This is a genomic window from Streptomyces aurantiacus JA 4570, from assembly GCF_000414115.1.
Lineage (GTDB): Bacteria > Actinomycetota > Actinomycetes > Streptomycetales > Streptomycetaceae > Streptomyces > Streptomyces aurantiacus_A.
In genome coordinates, this window is record NZ_AOPZ01000336.1 from 1 (window position 1) to 557 (window position 557).

At 70.7% G+C, this 557-nt stretch carries 1 protein-coding gene and 1 pseudogene; both read left to right on the plus strand.

The window, feature by feature from the left end; genetic code table 11:
* A pseudogene (locus tag STRAU_RS28490) lies at positions 1–249 on the plus strand (hypothetical protein); the annotation flags it as partial.
* Between the two features lie 18 nt (positions 250–267).
* On the plus strand, positions 268–557 hold a 290-nt coding region (locus tag STRAU_RS28495), incomplete at its 3' end, for a ParB/RepB/Spo0J family partition protein (RefSeq protein ID WP_037662514.1).

Consider the following 557-nt stretch of genomic DNA (forward strand, 5'->3'; position numbering starts at 1 on the left):
CCGCTGCTCGATCCCGTCGCGCAGCGCCTCATCGGCGGCGGCATCGGCGGGGGCGCACTGTCCGCCGGGCTCGGCTACGGCATCGGCCAGGTCGTCAGCGCCGCCGCCGGTTTCACCTCCGGCGCCGGGCTGTGGCTCGTGCTGCTCTTCCTCGTCCTGCGCGCCCCCGTGCCCTCCGCTGTCTCGGACGGCGGGAGCACGGTCAACATCCGCAAGGCCGTCATCAAGCGCAGCCACTTCTACGGCTGAACCGCAGGAGGGAATCCGATGGCCTACCGCGGACGGATGCCGACCGCCCTTCTTGCCGCCGGGCGGATCCAGCCGACCGAGTACCGGCAGTGGCGCGACGCCCGCAGCTACTTCGCCCGGCGCGCCAAGGACCGGGCCAAGGTCGAAGCGCTGAAGGAATCCATCGCCCGACAGGGGCTGGCAGAGCCCATCGTCCTTGGCGTCGATGACCGCTACCTGGACGTGTACGTGGGCGACGGACACCACCGGGCCGTGGCCCTGATGGACCTCGGCATCCGCACCTTCCCGTTCCGCTGGTACTGGATCAA